General features: G+C 65.3%; 23 protein-coding genes. 10 read left to right on the forward strand and 13 right to left on the reverse strand.

Translation table 11 applies throughout. The features are described 5' to 3' along the window. Positions 1-36 precede the first annotated feature (36 nt). The 3 genes from rpmI to infC all read right to left on the reverse strand — a co-directional run bounded on the left by rpmI (position 37) and on the right by infC (position 1,817). Positions 37-240, reverse strand: a complete 204-nt coding sequence (gene rpmI, locus ABSY17_RS23690) for a 50S ribosomal protein L35 (protein WP_055981974.1) — start codon at positions 238-240, stop codon at positions 37-39. 208 nt (positions 241-448) lie between these two features. After that, positions 449-1,075 (reverse strand): methyltransferase family protein, encoded by a 627-nt coding sequence (locus tag ABSY17_RS23695; protein WP_378946322.1) that lies wholly within the window; start codon positions 1,073-1,075, stop codon positions 449-451. Positions 1,076-1,280: 205 nt separating this feature from the next. Beyond that, entirely contained in the window at positions 1,281-1,817 is a 537-nt protein-coding gene (gene infC / locus ABSY17_RS23700; RefSeq protein ID WP_378952988.1) for a translation initiation factor IF-3, read from the reverse strand. Between the two features lie 198 nt (positions 1,818-2,015). Here infC and ABSY17_RS23705 point away from each other — a divergent pair, with 198 nt between their 5' ends. From ABSY17_RS23705 to ABSY17_RS23750, 10 genes are all read left to right on the forward strand, one after another. Continuing rightward, positions 2,016-2,789, forward strand: a complete 774-nt coding sequence (locus ABSY17_RS23705) for an alpha/beta hydrolase (protein ID WP_378946324.1) — start codon at positions 2,016-2,018, stop codon at positions 2,787-2,789. 4 nt (positions 2,790-2,793) lie between these two features. Beyond that, a complete protein-coding gene (locus tag ABSY17_RS23710; protein WP_378946326.1) occupies positions 2,794-3,936 on the forward strand; it encodes a benzoate/H(+) symporter BenE family transporter in 1,143 nt (380 codons plus the stop codon). Positions 3,937-4,055: 119 nt separating this feature from the next. Then, a complete protein-coding gene (locus ABSY17_RS23715) occupies positions 4,056-4,493 on the forward strand; it encodes a DUF2852 domain-containing protein (RefSeq protein WP_378946328.1) in 438 nt (145 codons plus the stop codon). A 92-nt stretch (positions 4,494-4,585) separates the two neighbouring features. Further along, complete coding sequence (locus tag ABSY17_RS23720; RefSeq protein WP_378946330.1) at positions 4,586-5,344, forward strand: M48 family metallopeptidase; 759 nt, start codon at positions 4,586-4,588, stop codon at positions 5,342-5,344. A gap of 165 nt (positions 5,345-5,509) precedes the next feature. Continuing rightward, positions 5,510-6,169, forward strand: a complete 660-nt coding sequence (locus ABSY17_RS23725) for a phosphoribosylanthranilate isomerase (RefSeq protein ID WP_378946331.1) — start codon at positions 5,510-5,512, stop codon at positions 6,167-6,169. A gap of 28 nt (positions 6,170-6,197) precedes the next feature. Continuing rightward, entirely contained in the window at positions 6,198-7,418 is a 1,221-nt protein-coding gene (gene trpB, locus ABSY17_RS23730; RefSeq protein ID WP_378946333.1) for a tryptophan synthase subunit beta, read from the forward strand. Between the two features lie 2 nt (positions 7,419-7,420). Next, positions 7,421-8,260, forward strand: coding sequence for a tryptophan synthase subunit alpha (gene trpA / locus ABSY17_RS23735; RefSeq protein ID WP_378946335.1), 840 nt, complete (start codon positions 7,421-7,423; stop codon positions 8,258-8,260). 36 nt (positions 8,261-8,296) lie between these two features. Then, a complete protein-coding gene (gene accD / locus ABSY17_RS23740; RefSeq protein WP_378946337.1) occupies positions 8,297-9,187 on the forward strand; it encodes an acetyl-CoA carboxylase, carboxyltransferase subunit beta in 891 nt (296 codons plus the stop codon). 24 nt (positions 9,188-9,211) lie between these two features. After that, a complete protein-coding gene (locus ABSY17_RS23745; protein WP_378946339.1) occupies positions 9,212-10,543 on the forward strand; it encodes a bifunctional folylpolyglutamate synthase/dihydrofolate synthase in 1,332 nt (443 codons plus the stop codon). A 196-nt stretch (positions 10,544-10,739) separates the two neighbouring features. Continuing rightward, entirely contained in the window at positions 10,740-11,123 is a 384-nt protein-coding gene (locus ABSY17_RS23750) for a VOC family protein (RefSeq protein WP_378946341.1), read from the forward strand. 122 nt (positions 11,124-11,245) lie between these two features. On the opposite strand, the gene trxA is transcribed toward ABSY17_RS23750, so the two are convergent. The 10 genes from trxA to ABSY17_RS23800 all read right to left on the reverse strand — a co-directional run bounded on the left by trxA (position 11,246) and on the right by ABSY17_RS23800 (position 26,166). After that, on the reverse strand, positions 11,246-11,569 hold the full coding sequence (gene trxA / locus ABSY17_RS23755) for a thioredoxin (RefSeq protein WP_378946342.1): 324 nt from the start codon (positions 11,567-11,569) through the stop codon (positions 11,246-11,248). A gap of 74 nt (positions 11,570-11,643) precedes the next feature. Further along, a complete protein-coding gene (gene addA, locus ABSY17_RS23760; protein ID WP_378946344.1) occupies positions 11,644-15,183 on the reverse strand; it encodes a double-strand break repair helicase AddA in 3,540 nt (1,179 codons plus the stop codon). After that, entirely contained in the window at positions 15,180-18,305 is a 3,126-nt protein-coding gene (gene addB / locus ABSY17_RS23765) for a double-strand break repair protein AddB (protein WP_378946345.1), read from the reverse strand. The genes addA and addB overlap by 4 nt, the downstream gene beginning before the upstream one ends. Beyond that, a complete protein-coding gene (locus ABSY17_RS23770; RefSeq protein WP_378946347.1) occupies positions 18,302-19,039 on the reverse strand; it encodes a nucleotidyltransferase family protein in 738 nt (245 codons plus the stop codon). The genes addB and ABSY17_RS23770 overlap by 4 nt, the downstream gene beginning before the upstream one ends. Beyond that, positions 19,036-20,547 carry a tRNA (adenosine(37)-N6)-threonylcarbamoyltransferase complex ATPase subunit type 1 TsaE gene (gene tsaE, locus ABSY17_RS23775; RefSeq protein ID WP_378946349.1) on the reverse strand — a complete coding sequence of 504 codons (1,512 nt, stop codon included), beginning with the start codon at positions 20,545-20,547 and terminating at the stop codon, positions 19,036-19,038. Before tsaE ends, ABSY17_RS23770 begins: the two co-directional genes overlap by 4 nt. A 7-nt stretch (positions 20,548-20,554) precedes the next feature. Next, the gene (locus ABSY17_RS23780) at positions 20,555-23,104 is read right to left on the reverse strand and encodes an ATP-binding protein (RefSeq protein ID WP_378946351.1); all 2,550 of its coding nucleotides are present in this window, start codon (positions 23,102-23,104) and stop codon (positions 20,555-20,557) included. Positions 23,105-23,300: 196 nt separating this feature from the next. Further along, entirely contained in the window at positions 23,301-24,701 is a 1,401-nt protein-coding gene (gene ahcY, locus ABSY17_RS23785; RefSeq protein ID WP_378946353.1) for an adenosylhomocysteinase, read from the reverse strand. A gap of 154 nt (positions 24,702-24,855) precedes the next feature. After that, positions 24,856-25,149, reverse strand: coding sequence for an HPr family phosphocarrier protein (locus ABSY17_RS23790; protein WP_378952990.1), 294 nt, complete (start codon positions 25,147-25,149; stop codon positions 24,856-24,858). Between the two features lie 5 nt (positions 25,150-25,154). After that, on the reverse strand, positions 25,155-25,556 hold the full coding sequence (locus ABSY17_RS23795; protein ID WP_378946355.1) for a PTS sugar transporter subunit IIA: 402 nt from the start codon (positions 25,554-25,556) through the stop codon (positions 25,155-25,157). 163 nt (positions 25,557-25,719) lie between these two features. Further along, positions 25,720-26,166 carry an HPr kinase/phosphorylase gene (locus tag ABSY17_RS23800; protein WP_378946357.1) on the reverse strand — a complete coding sequence of 149 codons (447 nt, stop codon included), beginning with the start codon at positions 26,164-26,166 and terminating at the stop codon, positions 25,720-25,722.

Raw genomic sequence — 26,166 nt, forward strand, 5'->3', positions numbered from 1 at the left:
TCATGATCTCCTTAAAAAGCTGTCCAGACCGAGTGCTCAGAGGCCGTTCGGCAGAAAATTCTTGATGACCTTCTTGCCGTCCGGTTCAGCCAGAACCATCGTGCCACGGGCATCGCGAATGAACTTGTTGGAACGCTTGATCATGCCATGGCGCTTGCCAGCGGCAGCCGCCAGGACCTTGCCGGTCGCGGTAATCTTGAACCGCTTCTTGGCAGCGGATTTGGTCTTCATCTTGGGCATTTTGCTACTCCGTTCTTCGGAATCCCGCGGCGCCCGGAGGCGTCTCGAAACCCTTCATGTTGTTGTTTTCAGGCCGACCAAAGCCTGAAAAGCAAAGGAAACCGCCACGGCATGCCCTGCCGGGCGGTTCTTGGACGCGGCTATATACCCGCAAGCGCTGCGTTTCGCAACACCCTGCGAGTGCTGCGATTGCAATGAATCCTGGGGCTCAGGGCAACCGGAACAGCACCGGCACGATGCCGGATTGCTGGGCGTAGTCGATCATCTCGAACACCGGCAGAGCGACGAGGAAAACGAGCCCGTCGAGCAAGGTCGTCAGGAGCGTCCGCGGAACGAATTTGCCGGTATCCCCCTCCTGGTAGAGCGACAATTTGGGGAAGAAACGCGGGACCCTGGCGACATAGGCACGAAAATCGTCGCCGAATGTCGCCTCGAGAAAGCGCTCTTCGCGCAGGATGACGATGTGGAAGGCCGCGGCACAGAGCACCGCAAAGCCGACCGTGGCGACGATGCTACCCATCTGCGCGCCGACGCCGGCGGCGGCCAGCGTCGAAAAGACGTAGAGCGGGTTGCGGGTAGTCGAATAGGGGCCGCCGGTGACGACCTCGCCCGACTTGCGGCCGCCAATATAGAGTGTGGCCCACAGCCGCCCGACGATGCCGAGGAAGATCATCAGGATGCCGAGCATCTCGATGGCCTCGTGAATATGGGTGTCAGGCGGGAAGATGGACTGGCCGAAAAGCAAGGCGGCGAACATCACCGCGATCATGATGGCAAGCACGAGCCGCCGCATCTGCTGGTACCGGCCCAGGCCGTTCTTGTCTTTTTCGCTCATTGCAGTCCACTCGCCAGCAGCTCCCGCATGGCGAGTTCAACCGCTCAACGCCTTTTTAGAGAAATGCATGCCGCCCCGGCCTGTGCCGGGGCAATGAAGCGCCGCGCGCCCAAACAGGCGCGCAAGGGACGCTCCAACAATTTTACTCCGCGCCACCTGCTTTCCGAAAATCTGTGTCGATTTTCGGGCCGCTGACGCCAAGGCGTCAGCGTGGCGCGAGCACCATCATCATCTGGCGGCCTTCGAGCTTGGGCTCGGCTTCGACCTTGGCGATGGCGGCGGTCTCCTCGCGGACCTTGTTGAGGAGTTGCATGCCGAGCTCCATGTGCGCCATCTCGCGGCCGCGGAACCTCAGCGTCAGCTTGACCTTGTCGCCTTCCTCGAAGAAGCGGCGAACCGCCTTCATCTTGGTCTCGTAATCGTGGTCGTCGATGTTCGGGCGCATCTTGATCTCTTTGATCTCGATGACCTTCTGGTTCTTGCGCGCCTCGGCCGCCTTCTTCTGGTTGGCGTATTTCAGCTTGCCGAGGTCAAGAATCTTGACGACGGGCGGCGTGGCATTGGGGGAAATCTCGACGAGGTCGAGGCCTGCCTCTTCGGCGGCCAGAAGTGCCTCGTTGATGGAAACATCGCCGCGGTTCGAACCGTCGACGTCGATCAGCTGGACCCGGGGAACCCGGATGTCACGGTTGGAGCGCGGGCCGTCCTTGGTGGGCGCGGCTGCTTTGAAAGGTCTGCGAATGGTCGTGGTCTCCTCGAGCCATTTACGTTTAGGTTGTGTGCGCGCCAATGTGGGGAGCGCGCGGGCGTTGTCAATAACACAGCAATCACAGGAAATCACCTGCTTCTGCGCATCCGAAATGGGCCAAATGAAGGAATTTGCAGGGTACTACCACCTTGCGGCCGGCTGTGCCACAAGTCCGTGCCGGAGGGATTTGACATGACAGCAAGCGCACCAGCCTTCATCGAGGTGGACGGCAACCGCATCGCCTTGAGACACGTGGCAGGCGCAGCACCGGGCGTTGTCTGGCTCGGCGGCTACAAGTCCGACATGCTCGGCACCAAGACCGAAGCGCTCGCCGCCTGGACGGCCAGCGAAGGGCGCGCCTTCCTGCGCCACGACTATTCCGGCCATGGCGAATCCGGCGGCGCCTTCGCCGACGGCACGATCTCCAGATGGCTGGGCGAGAGCCTGGCGGTGTTCCGCGCCTTCACGCAAGGGCCGCAGATCCTGGTCGGCTCGTCGATGGGGGCGTGGATCGCGCTGCGCATGAAGGCCGAACTCGACAAGGCGGGCGAGGGCGACCGGGTCGCGGGCCTCGTGCTGCTCGCACCCGCGCCCGACTTCACTGCCGAGCTGGTCGAGCCTGACCTGACCGAGGCGCAACGGCGCGACCTCATGGAAAAAGGCTATTTCGAGGAGCCGTCCGAATATTCGCCGGAGCCCTACATCTATACCCGCGCGCTGATCGAGGACGGGCGGCAGAACCTCGTCATGGGGGCGCCGATCCACACGCACTGTCCTGTTCATATCATCCAGGGGCTGGCCGACCCCGACGTGCCGCCCAGCCACGCGCTCAAGCTGATGAGCCTTTTGCCGGCCGACGATGCGACGCTGTCGCTGGTGCCCAACGGCAACCATCGCCTGTCGCGGCCGCAGGATCTCGAACTGATGATCCGGGCGGTGGGCGAACTGATCAGGCGGGCAGGCTGACCCTATGCGGCTGTCGATCCCGATCTCGGCTTTCGTCGCGGCCATCGTCGGCTTCGGCGGCACGCTCGCCATCATCATCGCCGCCGCCGAGGCGGTGGGTGCAACACAAGTCCAGACGGCGAGCTGGGTCACCGCCATCTGCCTCGCCATGGCCTTCGAGACCGCCTGGCTGTCATGGCGGACCAAAATGCCGGTCATCACCGCCTGGTCGACGCCGGGGGCCGCACTGATCGCGGCAAGCAGCGGCTTTTCCATCGGCGAGGCGGTCGGCGCCTTCCTGGTTGCCGGCGTGCTTCTGGTGCTGACCGGGCTGATCAAGCCGCTGACGCAGTTGATCTCGCGCATACCGGCCTCGGTGGCGTCGGGCATGCTCGCCGGAATCGTCGTCATCTTCGCCATCAATGCGGTGAAGACGGTTCCCAGTGATCCCTGGCTGGTCCTGCCGCTGGTCGCCGCGTTCTTCTTCATCCGGCTTTTCAACCCGGCCCTTTCGGTCCTTGTGGTGCTGGTCGGTGGCGGCCTGGCCGCATTCCTCACCGGCCGCGTCGGCGGGCTGCCGGCACCCGAACTGTCGACGCTGACGCTGATTGCGCCCGAGTTCACGGCAACCGCGATCATCGGCCTGGCCCTGCCGCTCTATCTCGTCACCATGGCCTCGCAGAACCTGTCCGGTCTCGCGGTGCTGCGCGCCGCCGGCTACCACCCCGCACCAGGACCGCTGATCGGCGTGACCGGGCTGTTTTCGATCCTGTCGGCGCCGTTCGGAGCCTCGACCACCAACCTGGCGGCGATCTCGGCGGCGATCTGCACCGGCCCAGACGTGCATCCCGACATGAAGGAGCGCTGGAAGACCGGGCCGTTCTATGCGCTCGCCTATGTGATCTTCGCCGCCTTCGGTGCCTCACTGGTGGCGATCTTCGCCGTACTGCCGGCGAGCCTGATCGTGCTGGTGGCGGGGCTGGCGCTGATGCCGTCGCTGGCCAATGCGCTGGCGATCGCGCTCAAGGACGAACACCACCGCATGGCGGCAACCACCGCCTTTGCGGTCACGGCCTCGGGGCTGACGCTGTTCGGCGTCGGCTCGGCCTTTTGGGGGCTGGTCGCAGGGCTGATCGTGCTGATGCTGGAGAACATCAAAAAACGCTAGGTTTTCCAGGCCATTGTCCGGTTTGCCCCCGGGCCGTCTTGAATCGCCATTTTCGCCTTCCCATGTCCATTGAAGCAGCTTTTTCTGTGGCTGCCTCGAACAAAGGAACGGCAAACTCGATGAACACGACTGCATTGATCCGCCCGGCTTGGACGCCGGCGACCATCGCGCTGATGGTGATCGGATTCATGGTGTTCTGGCCGCTCGGCCTCGCCATGCTTGCCTATATCATCTGGGGCGACCGGCTTGACGGCTTCAAGCGCGACGTCAACCGCGCGACGGACGGCATCTTCGCCGGCTGCCGCCGGGCTTCCTACAGGGCGAGTGCCCCCACCGGCAACATCGCCTTCGACGACTGGCGCGAAAAGGAACTCGAGCGTCTCAACGAAGAGCGCCGCAAGCTCGACGAGATGCGCGACGAATTCGACGCCTATGCCCGCGAACTGCGCCGGGCCAAGGACCAGGACGATTTCGACCGCTTCATGGCCAACCGCAACAAGCCGACCGCGCCAACGGTCACGCCCAAGAAGGGCAAGTCCGGCCAGATCGACGACTGAGGCCACTCACCCCCCGACTGACGACGGCGCCGCCGGATGCGGCGCCGTTTTCTTTTGCTCCAAAGCCCCCTCGAATCACCTATCCTGCCTCCATGCCCTTTGGTTTTCTCAGGAAGCTGCAGCCGCCCAGGCTCGCACCCGTGCAGGAGCGGGAGCATGTCGTTGCTGGCCGCACCCTGCCGCTCAGGATCGTCGAGAACGATCGCGCGCGGCGGCTGACGCTTCGCATCGATGCCGGCGGCCGCGGGCTGCGCGTCACCGTGCCGCCCGGCCTGGCGCGCGGCGAGGTCGAGCGCTTCCTCAATCGCCACCAGGGCTGGCTGGAACAGCGCCTCGCCAAGGTGCCCGACCAGCCGCAGGTGCGCCCCGGCATCAAGATCCCCATTCGCGGGCTGCCGCATCTGATCGTCCATGAGGGCGGATCGCGCGGCACCGTGCGCCAGTCGCAGGACGAAAACGGGCCGACGCTGCTGGTCCATGGCGACCGGGCGCATCTGGCGCGGCGCGTCGCCGACTTCCTCAAGCGCGAGGCGAAGCGCGACATCGAAGCGTTGGTTGCCAAACACTGCGAAACCGCCGGCCGCCGCGCCAAGGCGATCCGCTTCCGCGACACCACCAGCCGCTGGGGCTCGTGCACGTCCGATGGGACGCTGTCCTTCTCGTGGCGGATCATGATGGCGCCAGCGCCGGTGATCAATTACCTCGTCGCCCACGAGGTGGCGCACTTGAGGGAAATGAACCACGGCCCGCAATTCTGGAAGCTGTGCGAGGAGCTTTGTCCCGATACCGAGCGCTGCAAGGCCTGGCTCAAGCGCAATGGCGGCGCGCTGCAGGCGATACAGTTCGAGTGAGCGAATAGGGAATAGGGAATAGGGAATAGGGAATAGGGAATAGGGTCAGGACGCCAAGTACCGGCGCGCTCGAAGCAATATTTTCGCTACTCCCTATTCGCTACTCCCTATTCGCTATTCGCTGTTTTCCTCGACTTCGCCGCCTTTTCATGCCACTCCCGCCCTATGGCTTTCGACATCAAAATCTGCGGCCTCAAGACCGAGGAGGCGCTCAAGGCAGTGCTCGACAATGGCGCGAGCCATGTCGGCTTCATCTTCTTCGCAAAAAGCCCGCGCAACGTTTCGCCTGACGAGGCCGGACGGCTACGTGAGGCGGCGAAGGGCAGGGCCAAGGCAGTCGCGGTGACGGTCGACGCGGACGATGCCTTCCTCGACGAGATCGTCGCCAAAATGGCGCCCGACATGATCCAGCTGCACGGCAAGGAAACTCCCGAGCGCGTGGCCGAGGTAAAAGTGCGCTACGGCCTGCCGGTCATGAAGGCCTTTTCCATTCGCGAAGCCGCTGACTTCGAGGCGATGGCTGCCTATATCGGTATTGCCGACCGCATGCTTTTCGACGCCAAGCCGCCGGCCGGCTCGGAGCTTCCGGGCGGCAACGGCGTGTCGTTCGACTGGCGGTTGCTCGCGGGCCTTGACGCCTCCGTCGATTACATGCTTTCCGGTGGGCTGAACGCCGCCAATATCGGCGACGCCATCACGCTCGCCAGCCCGCCCGGGATCGACATATCCTCAGGCGTGGAAAGCGCGCCGGGCGTCAAGGATGACGCGCTGATCGATAATTTCTTCAGGGCCGTCCGGGCCGCGCGCGAAAGCAGCGCCGCCTGACCGGCCTGCAGCCGCAAGGAGATCGGCCGTGAACATGCCGGCAGAGCCCAATTCCTTCCGTACCGGACCCGACGAACAGGGCATGTTCGGCATTTTCGGCGGTCGTTTCGTCGCCGAAACGCTGATGCCGCTGATCCTCGAACTCCAGCGGCACTGGGACGAGGCCAAGAACGACCCGGCCTTCCGGGCCGAGCTCAATGAGCTGTCGACCTTCTATGCCGGCCGGCCGTCGAAGCTCTATTATGCCGAAGGCCTGACGAAACATCTCGGCGGCGCGAAGATCTATTTCAAGCGCGAGGACCTCAACCACACCGGCTCGCACAAGATCAACAACTGCCTGGGCCAGATCCTGCTCGCCAAGCGCATGGGCAAAACCCGCATCATCGCCGAAACAGGTGCCGGCCAGCACGGCGTGGCCTCCGCCACGGTCGCGGCGCGCTTCGGCTTCCCCTGCTTCGTCTATATGGGCGCCACCGACGTCGAGCGGCAGAAGCCCAACGTCTTCCGCATGAAGCTGCTGGGCGCCGAAGTGCGCGCCGTCAACTCCGGCCACGGCACGCTGAAGGACGCGATGAACGAGGCGCTGCGCGACTGGGTCACCAACGTGCACGACACCTATTACCTGATCGGCACCGCTGCCGGCCCGCATCCCTATCCGGAACTGGTGCGCGACTTCCAGTCGGTGATCGGCACCGAGGCGCGCGCGCAGATCCTCGAGCAGGAGGGCCGCCTGCCCGACATGATCGTGGCGGCCGTGGGCGGCGGTTCCAACGCCATCGGCCTGTTCCACCCCTTCCTCGACGACCGCAGCGTCAAGATCGTCGGCATCGAAGCCGGCGGACGCGGCCTCGACGGCGTCGAGCACTGCGCCTCGATGAATGCCGGCCGCCCCGGCGTGCTGCACGGCAACCGCACCTATCTGTTGCAGAATGACGACGGCCAGATCATGGACGGCCACTCGATCTCGGCCGGCCTCGACTATCCCGGCGTCGGCCCCGAGCACAGCTGGCTGCGTGACAGCGGCCGCGTCGACTATCTGCCGATCCTCGACGACGAGGCGCTGGAAGCGTTCCAGCTCACGACCCGCGTCGAAGGCATCATCCCGGCGCTCGAATCCGCCCACGCCATCGCGCATGCGGTCAAGGTCGCGCCAACCATGGGCAAGGACAAGGTGATGATCGTCAACCTGTCGGGCCGCGGCGACAAGGACGTGCACACTGTGGCGAAAATGCTGGGCATGGAGATCTGATCATGACCACCCGCATCGACCGCCGCATGGCGAAGCTCAAGGCCGAAGGCCGTCCCGCGCTCGTAACCTATTTCATGGGCGGCGACCCGGACTACGAGACGTCGCTGTCAATCATGAAGGCGCTGCCCAAGGCCGGCAGCGATATCATCGAGCTTGGCATGCCCTTCTCCGACCCGATGGCCGACGGCCCGGCGATCCAGGCCGCCGGCCTGCGCGCGCTGAAGGCCGGCCAGACGCTGGCAAAGACGCTTTCGATGGCGCGCGAATTCCGCCAGGGTGACGACGAGACGCCGATCGTCATGATGGGCTACTACAACCCGATCTACATCTACGGCGTCGACCGCTTTCTCGCGGACGCAGTGGCCTCTGGTATCGACGGGCTGATCGTCGTCGACCTGCCGCCGGAGATGGACAACGAGCTGTGCATCCCCGCGCTCAAGGCCGGCATCAACTTCATCCGCCTGGCAACGCCGACGACCGACGACAAGCGCCTGCCCAAGGTGCTCGAGAACACCTCCGGCTTCGTCTACTACGTGTCGATGACCGGCATCACCGGCTCGGCGCTGGCCGACACCGGCAAGGTTGAAGAGGCGGTCAAACGCATCAAGTCGCACACCGACCTGCCGGTCTGCGTCGGCTTCGGCGTCAAGACCGCCGAGCAGGCCCGCACCATCGGCGCTTCCGCCGACGGCGTGGTGGTGGGGACGGCGATCGTCAACGCGGTGGCCAACGTCATCGGGCCGAACGGCGAGAAGACCGCCGACCCGGCCGAGGCCGTCGCCACGCTTGTCACCGGTTTGTCCCAAGGCGTTCGCGCCGCACGCCTTGCTCCCGCCCAATAAATATCCCATGTCCCTGGGTCGAAGAGGACCAAAACCATGAACTGGATCACCAACTACGTCCGCCCCAAGATCAACTCGATGCTGGGCCGCCGGGAAATGCCTGACAATCTCTGGATCAAGGATCCCGAGAGCGGCGAGATGGTGTTCCACAAGGACCTCGAGGAAAACCAGTACGTCATCCCCTCGTCGGGCCATCACATGAAGATCTCGGCCAAGGAACGGCTGCGCTTCTTCTTCGATGACGGCCGCTACGAGCAGATCGACAACCCCAAGGTGATGATCGATCCGCTGAAGTTCCGCGACGAGAAGCGCTATGTCGACCGGATGAAGGACGCCAGGGCCAAGACCGGCATGGAAGACGCGATCCTGTCGGGAAGCGGCAAGATCGAGGGCCTTCCTGTTGTCGTTACCGTGCAGGATTTTGCCTTCATGGGCGGCTCGCTCGGCATGGCGGCGGGCGATGCGATCATCCGCGCCTTCGAGGTGGCAATCGAAAAGAAGCGCCCGCTGATCCTGTTTGCCGCCTCTGGCGGCGCGCGCATGCAGGAAGGCATTTTGTCCCTTATGCAGCTGCCGCGCACGACGGTTGCGGTGGATCGCCTGAAGGAAGCCGGCCTGCCCTATATCGTGGTGCTGACCAATCCGACCACCGGCGGCGTCACCGCCTCCTATGCGATGCTGGGCGACGTCCATATTGCCGAGCCGGGCGCGCTGATCGGCTTTGCCGGCCCGCGCGTTATCGAGCAGACCATCCGCGAAAAGCTGCCCGAAGGCTTCCAGCGCTCGGAATATCTGATGGACCACGGCATGGTCGACATGGTCGTGTCGCGGCTCGATCTCAAGTCGACGATCGCCAACCTGCTCAAGATCCTGGTCAAGGCGCCGGCCGAGGCAGAGCCCCTGCCACCCATGGCACCAGCGGCGTAACGCCGAGCACGACCGGGAATTGCCATGACCACGCTCGAAGCCGACCGCGAAATCGAGCGCCTGCTGGCGCTGCACCCGAAGGGTTTCGACCTTTCGCTCGACCGCATTTCGCGGCTGCTCGAACGCCTCGGCAACCCCCAGGATCACATCCCGCCGGTGATCCACATCGCCGGCACCAACGGCAAGGGCTCGACCGCAGCCTTCTCGCGGGCGCTGCTCGAAGCCTCCGGCCGGCTGGTGCATGTGCACACCTCGCCGCATCTGGTGAACTGGCATGAGCGCTACCGTCTGGCAGCCCCCGGCGGCGGCCAGCTGGTTGCCGACGACGTGCTGGCGGACGCGGTCCGGCGCGTCGGCGAAGCCAATCGCGGCGAGAAAATCACCGTCTTCGAGATCCTGACCGCCGTCACCTTCGTGCTGTTTTCCGAGCATCCGGCCGACGCCTGCATCATCGAGGTCGGGCTTGGCGGACGTTTCGACGCCACCAATGTCATCAAGCGGCCTGCCTGTTCGGTGATCATGCCGGTGTCTCTCGACCATGAGGCCTATCTCGGCGACAAGGTCGAGCTGATCGCCGCAGAAAAGGCCGGCATCATCAAGCGCGGCTGCCCTGTGGTCATCGGTGCGCAGGAAACCGAGGCAGCACAGCAGGTGCTGATCGACACGGCCGAGCGGCTCGATTGCCCGCTCGACGTCTACGGCCAGGATTTCCTCGCCTATGAAGAGAACGGCCGCATGGTCTACCAGGACCAGAACGGCCTGATGGACCTTTCGCCGCCAAGGCTTCCCGGCCGCCACCAGTTCGCCAATGCCGCCGCAGCCATCGCTGCCGTGAAGGCGGCCGGCTTCCCGCTCAGCCAACGCGCCGCCGACACGGCGATGTCAAGCGTCGCTTGGCCCGGCCGCATGCAGCGCCTGCCGCAAGGCAAGTTGCTCGACCTTGCGCCGAAGGGTGCTGAAGTGTGGATCGACGGCGGCCACAATCCCGGTGCCGGCACGGTGATTGCCGAGGCGCTGACCGAGCAGGAAGAGAGATTTCCGCGGCCGCTGTTCCTGATCTCCGGCATGATCAACACCAAGGACCAGACCGGCTATTTCCGTCCGTTCCACGGCATGGCGCGCCATGTCTACACCGTGCCGGTGACGATGAGCGAAAGCGGCGTTCCGCATGAGGAGCTTGCCGTGCGCGCCAGCGAGGCGGGCCTGTCGGCCGAGCCGGTCAGTTCGGTCGCCAATGCGCTGATGCTGTTGCGCGATACCTGGGACGAAAACGAGACTGCGCCGCGCATCCTGATCGGCGGCTCGCTCTATCTGGTCGGCGAAGTTCTGGCCGAGAACGGCACGCCGCCGACCTGAGCGACAAAAGCCCGGTCGAAGCCCCCAACCAGTAGCTTCCATGTGGAATGCTCATTCTCGCTAAGCCGGTCCAGACCTCCGATCTTTGCGGCTGACTTTTGCCACGATAGTCAACGTAGCGCTATTTTTTGTTCTTGTTATGTTCTGGTTGGGGCGATATGAATTTTCATACCGTACCATCAGAGGAACAGAAGAAATGAGTGTCTACGTGACTGTTGGCACACTGGAGTCCGCCAAGTCGAACTCCTTCTACGACGCCGTCCTGGCAACCATCGGATGGAGCAGGCACACGGAATTTCCGGGATGGCGCGCATATTCCGAAGGCGGGACGGGCAAGGGGCTTGTCTTGTGGGTCTGCAAGCCTTTCAACGGCGAACCGGCGAGCGCTGGAAATGGCTCGATGGTGGGTTTCATGGTCAAGTCTCGTGCGGAAGTCGATGCTTTTCACGAAGCTGCCATGGCCAATGGCGGTACGGACGAAGGCACCCCTGACCCACGCCCGCACTACGGGCCGCACTGGTACGCTGCATACATGCGCGATCCCGCAGGAAACAAGATTTCCGTGGTCTACAACGGCTAGCGCTTCGCAAAACCGGCCTTACGACTGCCTTCGGAAAAGAAAAAGCCGCTCGAAACGTGCTGTTACGAGCGGCTTCACTTTTTGTGGCGACAGGGCTTTTCGCCGTCGACCTTGCGCAAGCGTCAGGCGACGTTGCCGTTGATCCAGCTGGACAGGGCCGTCTTGGGCGCGGCACCAACCTTGATGTCGGCGACTTCGCCGTCCTTGAAGATCATCAGCGTCGGGATCGAGCGCACGCCGAACTGCGCGGCGATCTCGGGGTTCTCGTCGATGTTGACCTTGGTGATCTTGACCTTGCCGGCGAGCTCGTCGGAAATCTCCTCGAGCGACGGGCCGATCATCTTGCAGGGGCCGCACCATTCGGCCCAGAAATCGACCACGACAGGCTCCTTGGCCTCAAGCACGCCGGACTTGAAATTGCTGTTGTCGATCTTGACGGTGGCCATTTAGCGATCCTCTTGGAGTTGGCTGTCGCGCCATATGTGGTGGTACGGCGCCCCTCGTTCAAGCAGTTCTTGTGTCACGCCGAGGTGAGTCGAGCAAGAGCGCCATCCATCGCCTCGCCGGGAATGGCGATCAGGCGCGGCGCCTCGGTGAACAGCAGCGCCGCCGAGACCACCCTGCCCGGATAGAGTGGGGCAAGCAATGTCCGGTAGAGCGCGAGTTGGACGACATAGGCCGCCGGCACTTCGTCGAAGGACGCAGGCGGCGGCCGGTTGGTCTTGTAGTCGACGATCAACACTTCGCTGTCGGTGACGGCCAGCCGGTCGATCTTGCCCGACACCGAACGCGGTTTTCCCCTGACATCGAGGCTGCCCATGACCGAGACCTCGGCGCGCGAGGTCGGCGAAAATAATGGAGCGAAACGTGGTTCGTCGAGGATCGCCAGGACGGAAGCGCGGGCGGCGGCGCGTTCCCTTTCCTCCCAGCCCTGGCCGACACGGGCGAGATAGCGCTCGGCAGCGGCCTCCCGCTCCTGCGGATCGAGGCGCGGCAGCATCTGCAACAGGCGATGCAGCGCCGAACCGCGGACGATGGCAAAGCCGGGTTCTTCCACGGCGTCGAGCACCGGCGAACGCCCTGATATCAGCGGTTCGGTCGTCTCGTCGATCAACGCCGAGGCGCCTGAAGGCGAAAGCGGCGGCGGCAAGTCCTCGAAAGCCGGCGGCGCGTCATAGAAGCTTTGCGGCAGGGGCTCCACGGCCAGGCGTTCGCTTGGCGTCGGCTCCACCGCAGCAATTTCTGGCTGCGTCGGCAGGGGGGTGACGCGGAAGCGATGGACCTTGCGCTGGGCGATGACTGGATGGTCGCGCTCCTCGCTCTCTTGTGCCGCCGAAAGCGCGCGGAAAACGATGGAATGCCAGGTATTGGCGCCGGGGGCGCGCTTGCCGTGATAGCCGCAGACGATGAGCCGGTCCTCGGCACGCGTCATGCCGACATAGAGCAGGCGGCGGTACTCGTCATCGGCGAGGTCCTTGGCGGTCGCACTCGCGCCCTTCGAGAAGGCATTGGCGACATCGGCGCCGGCGCGCCAGAGATAGCCTTTTCCCTGCCAATGCTTTCCGTGCGGGGAAAACGGCATCAGGCGCGGAAGGTGCTGCTCGCTGAAAGGCGCCGAGCCGCTGTCGACCAAAAACACCACCGCACCCTCCAGGCCCTTGGCGGCATGCACGGTCATGATGCGGACCTCGTCGCGCGTCTGGTCCATCTCGCGCTTGATCTCGGGGCCGGCGTTTTCCAGCGTCGACAGGAAGGATTCGAGGCCGGACGGGCCGGTCCTTTCTTCGGCGAGGCAAAAATTCAAAAATTCGTCGAGGATGTCGCCGGCCTCCTGGCCGAGCCGCGCGATCATCTTCTTGCGCACGCCGTCGCGGCCGCGACCACCTGATAGAACGCCGGAATAGAACTCGAAGATCGGCCGGAACGCAGCCTCGCTGGCCCAGGCGTCCAGCTGGTCGGCGACGACCTTCATTCCTGCATCGGTTTCGGCGGCGGCGCGCAGCGAGGCTGCCAGCGACCGGCTGCCCGGTCGAACTGAAGCAAGCACAAACAGTGCCTCTTCCGAAAGCCCGAAGATCGGGCTGCGCAGCACAGCCGCCAGCGACAGGTCGTCCTCCGGCTGGATCAGGAAACGGCCGAGCGCGATCAAGTCCTTGACCGCGATGTGGCCGGGCAGGCTGAGCCGGTCGGCACCGGCGACGGGGATATCGCGGCGCTTGAGCGCGCGCGACAGCGCATGCACGAAGCGGTCGCGCTTGCGCACCAGCACCATGACGTCGCCGGCACGCAGGCGCTTGCCCGTGCCTTCGATGATCTCGCCCTCGTCGAGCCATTTGCGGATCGTCGCCGCCACCTGCTCGGCCACCACCACCGCCGGCGCATGGGCATGATCGATCGGCTTGCGCCAGTCGTCGGGCTCATCGACCGCGTCGGCCCCGACCGACGGCCAGACCTCGACATAGCCGGGGGCGCCGGCGCGGATCGCCTTGTGGCTCGGCGGCTCGGGCGCGCGGGTGACGCCGCGGCGGACGGCGGGATCCTCGAAAACACGGTCGACGGCCGAGAGCACGTCGTCGGTCGAGCGGAACGACCAGGTCAGCGTCACGTCCTCGAAGCGCGCCTCGGCATCGCGGATGCGGGCGGCGAATTCGTGCTTGGAGTCGTCGAAAGATTCGGGCGCAGCCCCTTGGAACGAATAGATCGACTGCTTCTCGTCGCCCACCGCAAAGACGGTGCGGTGGACATTTTCGCGCGCGCTCTGCCCGGAAAAGAACTCCTCGGCCAGCCGCTTGACCACCTGCCACTGGTCGGGGCTGGTGTCCTGGGCCTCGTCGAGCAGGATATGGTCGATGCCCTTGTCGAGCTTGTATTGCACCCATGGCCCGGCGTCGGGCCGCGCCAGAAGATTGACGGTGCGGGTGATGAGGTCGTTGAAATCGAGGAAACCGCGCCCGGTCTTCAGCCGCTCGTAGCGCGCAATCAGCCAGTCGGCGATGGTGAGAGCGGCGCGCGTCGCTTCCAGCATGCGGAAATGGGCAAGCCGGTCGGCGGCTTCGGTGATCGCGGCCGCGGTTGCGGCGTAGCGCTCGGGCAGGTCGGAAAGGCGGTCGATCAGGGCCTTCTTGAAGGCGCTGGAGGGATTGTAGGGATCGCCGTCAGCCTTGAGGAAGGCATCGGCCAGAAGTCCCAGCCGACGGATCGGATCGCTTTCGGCGTAAGCCAAGCGCGCATGGGGCAGGATGTTGTTGAGCACGCTGCGCGCATCGGTCGCTTCCGCGGCGGCAGCAAAAGCATTGAAGAAGTCGGGTTCGAAGCCGGGCAGGGGCCAGATCGACGTGGCAATGGCTTCGGCACTGTCGTCGCGGGAAAAGCCGAACTCCTCGTAGAGCGCACCGAACGGCCAGGAAAAGTCCATGACCTGGCCGATGAAGGCGCGCAGGCCGTCGCGCTTGCGCACGATCTCGGCGAGCAGCGCGTCGAGGCCTGCTTCGCCACCGCGTTCCAGCACCATGGCGAAGGCCTCGGCCAGTTCCGGATTGTGTTCGCCCGCACCGGTGACCATGTCGCGGCGGGCGGTGGCGAACAGCGTCGCCTCCATCTGCGCGTCGAGCATCTCGAAATGGGCGGCGATGTTGGCTTCAAGCGGGAACTGGTGCAGCACCGACTCGCAGAAGGCGTGGATGGTCTGGATCTTGAGCCCGCCCGGCGTTTCCAGCGCTTCGGCGAACAGCCGCCGCGCCCGGCGCAGTTTTGCGGCATCCGGGCGCGCGCCATCGAGGACAGTGATCCGCTCGGCGAGATCCCCGTCGGGCAGCATGGTCCATTCGGACAGGTTGGCGAAGACCCGGTTCGACATGTTGGCGGCCGCCGCGCGCGTATAGGTCAGGCACAGGATCTTCGACGGATCGGTGCCGCGCAGCAGAAGCCGCATCACGCGTTGCGACAGGACGTGGGTCTTGCCCGAGCCGGCATTGGCCGACACCCAGACCGAATTGGCCGGATCGGAGGCACGCGCCTGACGGTCAGCCGTCTCCTGGGGGACGAAGAACTTCTTCTTCATTCCTCGCCCTCCGCACCGCCGTCGCCGCCGGCCGACCACTCGAGCACGCGGGCGAGATGATCATAGTCGCCATCGGTCTCGCCCTCGCGGAAGGGCAACGCGCGGGAGAGATAACCTGTCGTCGGATCGTCGTAGTGGACCAGAAGCTGTTCCAGCCGCTCCCAGGCTTCCTCGGAAAGCTCGGCCGCCGATTTCAGCTTCCTGTTGTGTTCGAGGATCGATTCAGGATCGACTTCGCCATTCGGCCTCAGTCGCACGAAGGCGAGTTGCGAGGGCTCGCGCTTGCCGAGTTCGCGGAACGCACCGCGGCGGAGCAGCGCGCCTTCGAGCGCCAACTGCGGCGAGATCAGCGTATGGGCCTGCGCCTTGGATGGCGAAGAACCGGTCTTGTAGTCGAGGATGTCGGCCATGCCGCCGGCGAGGATATCGATGCGGTCGGCGCGGCCTGACAGTGTGATACCGGTCCTGCCGACCTCGGTGGCGGATGCGCCTTCCTCGGCATGGCGGCTCGCCACCGCATCGGCGCGGCGACGCTCCCATTTCAGAATATTGACCGCCAGCCGCTCGAAACGCGGCCACCAGACGGCCTCGACATCGGCGGGTAGGGCGGCCTCGGCAAAGCAGTGGCGCCCGGCCGAGATCAGCACATCGAGCGCATTTTCCGCGCGCGGATCGCCGATGGTGGAAGAAAAGAGGTGCAAAATGTCGTGGAACAGCGTGCCGCGCTCGGCCGCACCTGGATCGCGCACCAGTGGGTCGATCGCAGACAGGCCGAGGATGCGCCTTGCATATACGGCGTAGGGGTCGCGGCGCAGCGTCTCGATCTCGGTGATGCTGAAGCGACGCGGCCTGACGGCCAACGGTGGCTTTGGCTCGGGGCGGGCGGCGAAGTCGGTCTTTGCGCCGGCGTCGAGCGCGCGCGCCCAGACAAGCAGCCTTTCGCCACGCCTGCGCAAGGTCGCGGCATGTTCGGGACCGGCATAGGTGAGCAGCCGCTGCAGCCAGCGCGACGGCACGGCGGGCGCGTCGCCGGAACGCGCCGAGCGCGACAGGACAACGTTGCTTGCCCCCATCGCCATCTGGAAGTCGTGGGCGGCGAGGCCGATGCGGCGCTCGGGCGGTTCGAGGTCGATGCCGGTCTTCATGACGCGCGACATGAAGCGGTCGGCCTCGGCCTTGCGCGGCCAGCTGCCCTCGTTGAGCCCGCCGATCACCAGCGTGTCGACGGTCTGCAGACGCGCCTCGAGCGCACCCCAGATGGAGATGGCGCGGTCCGCACCCTGCGCAGGCTTGACCGCTTCGGGGGCGGCCAGCGCGTCCATGACATCGGGCCACTCGTCGGCGGCGAAGGTGAACGAGGCCTGGGCGGCGACCAGCGCTCGCAGCACCTCGGCGAGCTTGGCGCCGGCCTCGCCGTCATAGAGCGTGCCGAGCCCGCCATGTTCGTCGCGGCCGAGATTCTCCAGCACTTCCACGGTGGCGCGGACCATGGCGGCCAGATCGACGGTCGCCTCGCCACGATGGCCGAGCAGCGGCGCCAATGCGGCGACCAGCCTGCCTACGACATCGCGCGCCTCTTCGATGCGGCGGACGGTGATGCGGTCGAACCAGAACGGTTTGCGCGACTTGTCGCCGATGCCGGTCAGCCGTGCCTCGAAATCCTCGACCAGCTGGGCGACATCAGGACGGCCGACGCCGCCGCGCAGCACCACGAGTTCAATCGTTTCGGCGGCACGCCGGACCACCGGGCGTTCCAGGCCGAGCCGCAGCAAGGGGTGCTTGAGCAGCGACAGGACGGCCACCGGATCGCCGGGCCGGAAGGCAGCCTCGAGCATGGTGCGCAAGAGCGCTGCGGGCGGGGTGTTGGCCAGCGGCACGCCGCCGGAATCGTCGGCCTGGATGCCGAAGCGCCGGAGTTCTGTGGCAACACGCCGGGCGAGGTTTCGGTCGCTGGTGACGAGTGCTGCGCGACGCCCCTCCTGGGCGACCGCCTCGCGCAGCGCAATGGCAATCGCCGCCGCCTCGTCGCGCTCGTGGGCCGCTTCGAGCAGGGTCACCCCTGAAAGGGCGGCGGCGATCTCGGCATCGTCGACCTGGCCGCGCTTTTCGGCCCAGGCGTCGGTGGTTTCGGCTGGGCGCAGCGCCTCGCCGATCATCGCCGCGCGCCGCACGAGGGCCGGCTCCGGCTTGCCGAGTTCCTCGATGTCGCCGCGGACGATGCCGATCTTGCCGATCAGCTTGGCCAGGCCGTATTGCGGGTGGCCGAGCACCGAGGCGCGGGCACCAATTTCGGTGATCGTCTCGAAGGCGCGATCATCCAGAGAAGCATCGAAGCCGGGCAGCACCACGGCTCCACGCGGCAGGCGCGATATCGCAGCCAAGAGTTCGGCGGTGGCGGGGATCGAGCCAGTCGAGCCGGCAGCGATGACCGGACCGGCGGGCGGATTGCGCTTCAGCCGCTCGGCCTCGAGACGGATCAGTGCGCTGCGGTGGGCGGCGGGATTGGACTGGCCGCGCTCCTTCAGCATCTCCGGCCACGCGCTGGTGACAATGCTCAGGAAATCGAGGGTGACCTGCCACCAGCCCGACAATTCGCCCGACACCAGGCCGGCAAGCCGCGACCAGTCGGAGCCTTCTGTCTCGATCTCGTCCATCAGCCCGGCGAGGTCGCGCGCCAGCCAGATGGCATCGGCGGTCGAGGCCGGCACGACGATTTCTTCTTCGAACATGGCCGCGACATGGGCCGGCAGCCGACGTTTCCAGGCACGCACCAGAGGTGCCAGCAAGAGCAGCCGGTCGGTGGACGAGACCGCCGGAGCAAGGTCGAGCGCGTCGCCGCCCTCGGCCTCGAAGGCAGCTTGATCCTCGTCGAATTCGCCGAGCGGCTTGATGACCGGCAAGATGGCCGAGCCGCCGCCCGCCGCATCGACGAAGACGGTCCTGAGCGCCCGCGCCGCACGCCGCGTCGGCACATAGATGGTCACGTCGGCGAGCGACAGCGGATCGCCGGCATAGCGGAAATCGGGGATCAGGCGGCCGTCGAGCAGGGCCGCCGCCAGCGTCGGCAGGTATGGCACACCGGGCGCGATGGAATAGACGCGGGGCGTGGTGCGGCCGCTCATTGCGCCCCTGCCAATGCCCTTTTCACCGCAGCCTCCGCCGGGGCGATTGCCTCGGGCGTGCCGACGGTGATCCAGCTGCCATGCATCTGCATGCCGAACAGGCGGCCAGCTGATATGGCTTGGTCGAAGTAGCGGTTGAGCGAGACCGGTCCTTCGGGCGCGTCCTCGAACATGCGCGGGTGGATGATCGCCGCACCGGCATAGATGAGCCCGTCAGGCGAGCCTGCAGCACGGCGAAGCTGGCCGTTGGCTTCGACGAGAAAGTCGGTGCCGCCGGAATGGCCGGTCGCCTGGGAGAGATCCGCGAGCATCAGCAGAATATCCATGCGGCTCGCGTCCCAGGCAAGGGCGAGGCGGGCAAGGTTCGGCATGCCGTGATCGATCCAGAAGGTGTCGGCATTGACGATGTAGAACGGATCGGCGCCGAGCTCCTGGCGCGCCCTGACGATGCCGCCGGCGGAATCGAGCAGGCCGTCGCGCTCGTCTGAGATTTTTACGCGCGGCGCATGCCGGGAAGCGACATGCTCGATGATCTGATCGGGCAAATAGTGGACGTTGACGACGGCCTTTTCGACGCCGACCTCGGCCAGGCTGTCGAGCCCCCAGTCGAGCAGCGTCTTGCCTGATATCCTGACCAGCGGTTTCGGCATGGTCTCGGTGATCGGCCTCATGCGCTTGCCGAGACCGGCGGCAAGCACCATGGCGACGGCGGGAATGTTGCTTTCACCGCTCATGCGCCGAAATCCTCGAGCAGGCGGTTTGCGAGATAAAAATCGCGCAATTCGGCCAGCGCCGGATGGGCGAGCGCCCGGCCGAGATAGTCGCGGATGCGCGGCAGATGCTTGAGATACTGCGGCTTGCCGTCACGCCGGTCGAGCCGGACGAAGATGCCGAGGATTTTCGAGTTCCGCTGCGCCGCCATGATGGCATAGGCCTCGCGGAATGCGGCCTCGTCGAACGCGCCGGCGGCATGACGGGCGGCGACATAGGCGGCGACAGTGCTGCGTTCGATCTCTTCCGGCACCGTCACCCGCGCGTCCATGGCCAGCGAGGCGACATCGTAGGCCAGCGGGCCGATCAGCGCGTCCTGGAAATCGATGATGCCGAGCCGGTCGAAACCCTTGCGCTCGGCGCGCCAGATGATGTTGGGCGAGTGGTAGTCACGCAGGACGAGGCCGTATTCCTTGTCCGCCAGCCGGTCGAAGACGGCGTTCCAGGCCGCACGATAGCCGTCGCGCAGGGCATCGGATGCCGGCGCGCCGGTGACGGCGGGCACGTACCAGTCGACCAGAAGGTCGACCTCGATCATCAAGGCATCGCGGTCGAAGGGCGGCACGTCATGGAAGATTCCGGGCGCAGCCTCGATACGGTGGGCAAAATGTTTCCCGTGAATCATTGCCAGAAGTTCTGCCGCCGCCGCGTAGCGCTCGGCGACGGGCTTGCCCTCGGCACCGAGGAACGCGCCGGTGCCCAGATGTTCAAGCAGCAGAAATCCCCGGTCGAGGTCCTGGGCGACAATGCCGGGCACGGAAACGCCGGCTTGGGCAAGCGCGCGGTCGATGGCGACGAAGGCGGCCACCGATTGCGCGGTATGGGCGATCTCGGCATAGGGCTTGCCGTCGCGCACCGGCGGGCCGAGCATCAGCCGTGGCGAATTCATCAGCACAAGCGTCTCGCGGCCGACGAGCGTCACCGTCTCATAGGCGCGGGCCGAGGCATCGCCCATGAAGCGGGCGCGGCGCGCTTCGCCCCAGCCTGAGGCGACAAGGAAATCGCGCATGGCGAGCGAGCGGACGACGCGGTCGAAGGTCTCGCCGTCGCCCGAGATCGTCACGCGCCGGCCATCGCCCTGATGGTCGAGCGCGATGCGCAGGCTGGTGGCCGGCATGGCATCTCCCGCGCGTTCCGGCCACTCGACCAGTGCGGTGCCCGAGGCAACAGCCTCGTCGAAGCCGAGTTCCTCCAGCTCTTCCGGCGAGGACAGCCGGTAGAGGTCGAAATGATGGACGGGCAGCGGAGTGTCGTAGCTCTGCACCAGCGTGAAGGTCGGGCTCGGCACCTCATAGGCGGGATCGGAAGCCAGCGTGCGGATCAGGCCGCGCGCCAGCGTGGTCTTGCCGGCGCCGAGATCGCCATCGAGCAAAAGCACGTCGCCGGCCCTGAGCGCCAGCGCCAGATCCTCGCCCAGCCGCGTGGTCGCGACATCGTCGGGGAGGAAAAGCTCCAGCGATCTGGCCGTCATCCAGTTGCTACTCCGCCGCGACGCGGACGCCGGCCGGCGCGTCGGGGAACAGGCAGATGACGGTGGTGCCGCTATCCTTGCCGCTGTCGATGCGGACTGAGCCGCCATGCAGCTCGACGAAGCTCTTGACGATCGACAGGCCGAGCCCGGCGCCACGGCGGCGGCCGCCATTGACGTGCGCCTCGAAGCGCTGGAACACCGTGTCGAGCACTTCCGGCGGCATGCCGGGACCATCGTCATGGACGGAGAACTCGACGCCTTCGGCACGCTGGCGGCAGGCAAGCGTGATGGTGCTGCCCGCAGGCGCGTAGTTCACGGCATTGCCGAGCAGGTTGTAGAGGATCTGGCGCACACGCGTCTCGTCGCCGCTGAAGTTCTTCGGTGCGGCGGCCGTGTCGATGGCAAGCCTGATCGAATGCTCTTCGAGGCGGTCGGCGACGAGTTCGGCAGCAGCTTCGATGGCGCGGTCGATCCGCACCTCGGCAATGTCGAGCTGCATGATGCCGGCATCGACGGTGGCAAGGTCGAGGATGTCGTTGACGATGGTCAACAGCACGGCCGAGGACGAGCCGATATGCTCGACATACTCACGCTGGCGCTGCGACAGCGGTCCGGTGCCCGGCAGCGACAGGAGTTCGGTGAAGCCGATGATGTTGGTCAGCGGCGAGCGCAGTTCGTAGGAAACGTGCTGGACGAACTCGTTCTTGATCTGGTCGGCGCGCTGCAGCGCCTCGTTCTTGTCCTTCAGCGCGCGTTCGACATTCACGCTGTCGGTGACGTCGACGAAGGTCAACATCACCTGGCCGTTGGGCAGGTGGATGACGGCGTACTGGAGTACCGAACCGTTCTTCAGCTCGCTCTGGCCGTGGCGGTCGCTACGCTCGTCGAAACCGGTGACGGCAGCGACGAAGTCGCCCCACGGGCTGTTGTCGGCGCGCGTGTCGCACGCGGCGCGAATGGCCGCAATATGCGTATTCTGCTGCAGCACATCGGCGGAAACGCCCCACAGCTGGCCAAAGGCCGGGTTGAACAGGCGGATGCGGCCATCGGGCCCGAAAACGACGACGCCCTCAGCGAGATTGTCGAGGGTCTCGCCCTGCACGCGCACGGCGGTCGTGTAGCGGCTTTCGAGGTCGATCTTCTCGGTCAGGTTCTCGAACACCCAGGTGACGCCGCCCTTGGGCTGCGGGTTGGCGACCACGCGAATGGTGCGCCCGTCGGGCAGGTGCCAGAGATGCTCCTGCGGATCGACGGCGCGATAGGCCAAAAGCAGGTTCTCCTTCCAGCGCCGCCATTCCGGCTGCTCCGGCAGCTTGCGCTCGCTGCGCAGCCGGTCGAGCAGAAGCGCGTTGTCGGGCGCGCTGGAGAGGTAACCGGCGTCGAGATCCCAGAGCTTCTCGAAGGCGTTGTTGTGGAACCGCAGCTTCTGGCCGGCGTCGAAGGTGGCAACGGCGGTGGCGACCTGGTCGAGGGTGTCGGCGTGGCTACGCACGACCTGGCCATATTCTTCGCGGATGGCGTCGGCGGCGCTCATGTCGGCAGCAATGCCGGCCGAGCCTTCCTTGCCGACCACGTCGGTGACGGCAAACATCTTGCGGTCGCCGTCAATGACCGTCGACAGCGTCTGCTGGAAGACCGGCCGCGACAGGTGCTGCGCGGCGATCGCCTCACGCGACTGGGTGCCGAGGAATTCCTTGCCGTCGCGGATCACGGCAGCCGAATCCGTCGCCTCCACGGCCCGGGCGAATGCCTTGTTGACCCATTTCAGGCGACCGTCGGCATCGCGCATCCAGAACGGCATATCGATGGCGTCCATCAGGCCGATCAGCGTCTCGTATTCGGTGCCGATGCGCTGGTTTTCGAGCCGGAGCCGCGCCTGGGCGCGCTGCGCTTCGGAAATCGAGATGAAACGCACGATGACATGGGCGCCGCTCCTGCGGCCCTGCACCTCGAGCGCCGCACCCGCATGGGTCTCGGCGACGAGTTCAAAGGCGGTTCCCCGGTCGCGCAAGCTGGCAATGGCGTTTTCGAGCGCGGCTGCCGAGCGCGGCATCAGCCAGCGGCCGAAGCCGAGGAAGGCGGCACGCTCGTCGGGAGCACCGGTTTCCATCGGCAGCGAACCGACCAGTTCGGGCTTCTTGTTGTCGCTGGCCCAGACGATGACGCGCTGGTCGCGCAGGTTGAGCAACGCTTCGGAGCGCTGGAGCGAGGCGTTGAGATCGGCGACGCGGCTGCGCAGATCGGCATTATCGGAGGACAGGCGGCCCTTTTCGCGGATAGAGGCGACGGCCGTGATCAACGCGGCACCCATCACGCCGACCAATACGGCGAGTTGGATGACTTCGACCGTGCTGACGGGCAGGCCGGCAATGGTGGCCTGGCTGGCATGTGCCGATACGAGGGGGGCGCACAGTGCCGTAGCACCGAGCAGAACCCCCGCCACGCCATGACCGAGCCGGCGCACGGCCTGCCACTGGCCATTCGAAGGGGCCCGCTTAGAATCCTCTTGGCCGCCGGAAACGGCCTGTCCCGCTGGAAGCGGGTATTCCCCCGGCATGTCTTGTTCCTCTCCGCCGCCTGAATGCAAGACCGCCCTTGGAGCGCCCCATGTTCCCGCCAAGAACGGGCGCGTGGCGAATCACGCCACAATAGCCCCTAGGCGAATCGACGTGAAGAAGGCGGCTGCCCAAAAAGAGAAACCGGGCGAAAGTCAATCGCCCGGCTTCAATATCTTGTAGGCAATCGCGCCATGGTTAATAGCGGTAGTGTTCAGGCTTGAACGGACCCTTCGGCGTAACACCGATATAGGCGGCCTGTTCGTCGGAGAGCGTGGTCAGCTTGGCGCCAAGCTTGTCGAGATGCAGGCGCGCCACCTTCTCGTCGAGGTGCTTGGGCAGGACGTAGACCTCGTTCTTGTAGTGGCCAGGCTTGGTCCAAAGCTCGATCTGGGCCAGCGTCTGGTTGGTGAAGGACGCCGACATCACGAAGCTCGGATGACCGGTGGCGTTGCCGAGGTTGAGCAGTCGGCCTTCCGACAGAAGCAGCATGCGCTTGCCATCGGGGAAGGTGATCATGTCGACCTGCGGCTTGACGTTGGTCCACTTGAGATTGCGCAGTGCTGCGACCTGGATCTCGTTGTCGAAGTGGCCGATGTTGCCGACGATGACCATGTCCTTCATCAGGCGCATGTGGTCGAGCGTGATGACGTCCTTGTTGCCGGTCGTGGTGATGACGATGTCGGCAGTCGGTGCGGCGTCCTCGAGCGTGACGACTTCAAAGCCGTCCATCGCGGCCTGCAGCGCACAGATCGGATCGACCTCGGTGACCTTGACGCGGGCGCCGGCGCCCTGGAGCGAAGCTGCCGAACCCTTGCCGACGTCGCCATAACCGCAGACCACGGCGACCTTGCCGGCCATCATCACGTCGGTGCCGCGGCGAATGCCGTCGACCAGCGATTCCTTGCAGCCGTACTTGTTGTCGAACTTCGACTTGGTGACGGAATCGTTGACGTTGATCGCAGGGAAGGGCAGCAGGCCCTTCTTCTGCAGCTGATAGAGACGGTTGACGCCGGTCGTGGTCTCCTCAGTGACGCCGCGAATGGCTGCCTTGTGCTTGGCGAAGAAGCCCGGCGTTTCGGCCATGCGCTTCTTGATCTGCGCAAACAGGATTTCTTCTTCCTCGCTGCCCGGCTTGGACAGAACGTCCTCGCCAGCTTCGGCGCGGGCGCCGATGAGGATGTACATGGTGGCGTCGCCGCCATCGTCGAGGATCATGTTGGTGGGGCCGCCATCGGTCCACTGGAAGATCTGGTCGGTGTACTGCCAGTATTCCTCAAGCGTCTCGCCCTTGACGGCGAACACCGGAATGCCGGCCTCGGCAATCGCCGCAGCAGCGTGATCCTGGGTCGAGAAGATGTTGCACGAAGCCCAGCGGATGTCGGCGCCGAGTTCCTTGAGCGTCTCGATCAGCACCGCCGTCTGGATCGTCATGTGCAGCGAGCCGGAGATGCGCGCGCCCTTGAGCGGCTTGGCTTCGCCGAATTCCTCGCGGCAGGCCATAAGGCCCGGCATTTCGGTTTCGGCGATCTCGATTTCCTTGCGACCCCAGCCGGCGAGCGAAATGTCGGCGACCAGATAATCCTTGCTACCCGTCATGGCTTGCTCCGATTCCTGTTGCTGCGCGCCGGACGGGCAGGCCGATCATGGACGCGCGAATGAAGAACGGCCTGACTACCAGATCAGCCCGCGACCGACAATGGGACATAAAGAAATCTTTATTCGTGCATGTCGCCGGAGCATGATCCGGCGATCAGCATTCCTCGCCGAAGCGGGCGGCGACAAGCGCCGACAGCGCATCCATCGCTTCGGCAGCTTCGGGACCGCTCGCCGTAACCCTGATGGTGCAGCCGGGGCTGGCCGCCAGCATCATCAGGCCCATGATCGACGTGCCGCCGACCGAGATGCCATCCTTCTCGACGCTGATCGCGGCCTGGAACTCGCCGGCGATCTGCACGAACTTGGCGGAAGCGCGGGCATGAAGGCCGCGCTGGTTGACGATGGCGAGGTCGCGGACGACGTGGCCCTGGTCGGACGAGTAGTTCATGCCGCTCATTTGCCGCTCAACACCTGGCTTGCCACATTGATGTATTTGCGGCCGGCGGCCTGCGCCTCTTCGAGCGCCATGGCCATGTTGTCGGCCTTGCGCACGCTGGTCAGCTTGATCAGCATCGGCAGGTTCATGCCGGCGATAACCTCGACGCGGCCAGCCTCCATCACCGAGATGGCAAGGTTGGACGGCGTGCCGCCGAACATGTCGGTGAGCACGACGACGCCTGCGCCCGTCTCGGCGCGGGCGACGGCAGCGATGATGTCGCTGCGACGCTGCGCCATGTCATCATCGGCGCCGATCGAAACGGTCTCGAAATTGTCCTGCGGTCCGACGACGTGTTCCACGGCATGGCGGAACTCTTCGGCCAGCTGACCGTGCGTCACGAGCACGAGTCCGATCATTCTGTTTTGGCTCCCGTCATGGTCCCTTCACAGCAGCGCAATATCGTTGCCGCCTTCATCGAGGGCGGGAGCGCTATCTTGTCGAGGGCGGGGGCGTTTACAAGCCCCAATTTGCGGCGCCTCAGGCCATTTTGACGCATCGCAACAACAGGCAAGGCCCCTCTCAGCCCGCCGGTGCGAAGCCAAGACGGGCGAGAATGGCCGGAACGGCGGCAGCGAATTCGCGCTCTGCCAGGGTCATACTGGCGATTTCGCAACCGCACATAATCTCGCTTTCCGCCTCGGGAAACCGCTCGACCACCGCGGCAGGGACGAGCCTGACGAGCAGATCGACCGCTGCGGCCGCCTCGTGCTCGACAGCAGTCGGCCCGAGCCCGCGGATCTCCACCAGGCCGGCGATCGTCGCGGGCGCGCGGCACAGCAGGCGTCCCTTGTGAGCGGAAAGAAACAGCTGATCGTCGGAAACCAGCCGGGCGAAGCGGCCGGCGGCACGCATCTTCTCGACCAGCGCCAACGCCAGCAGCGACTTGCCCGCGCCCGACGGTCCGGCGATCAGCACGCCGCGGTCGCCGAGCAGTACCGCCGTCGCATGCATGTTGGTGGGGGCCAC

The organism is Mesorhizobium sp. ANAO-SY3R2 (assembly GCF_042466635.1).
Lineage (GTDB): Bacteria > Pseudomonadota > Alphaproteobacteria > Rhizobiales > Rhizobiaceae > Aminobacter.